A 262-nucleotide genomic window follows, 5' to 3' on the forward strand; every position below is an offset into this window, starting at 1 on the left:
AGGCGCGGTCCGTCACGTTCGAACTGCCGCGCGGGCTAGGCCCGATTGAGACGCTGCGCGCACGGGCGGTGATCGAAAGCGGGATCGCGGCGCTCGCCGCGTCCGAACGCAAGGATTCGGACCTCGACCAGATCTTCGCCGCGTTGCGCGCGATGCGCGAGAACATGGACAACAAGGCTGCGACTGAGGCCGCTGACCGCGAGTTCCATCTGGCGATTGCACGGGCAACAGGAAACGAAGTGCTCCGGCTCGTGGTGGCCGC

The 262-nt window shown here is 67.2% G+C and carries 1 protein-coding gene; it reads left to right on the top strand.

Annotated features, from left to right (window positions below):
- The coding region (locus tag SB753_RS38375; protein ID WP_410805332.1) for a FadR/GntR family transcriptional regulator at positions 1 to 262 on the top strand (262 nt) is incomplete at both ends.

Origin of the sequence: Paraburkholderia sp. SIMBA_053 (assembly GCF_046534895.1) — a bacterium.
Classification (GTDB): Bacteria; Pseudomonadota; Gammaproteobacteria; order Burkholderiales; family Burkholderiaceae; genus Paraburkholderia; species Paraburkholderia caledonica.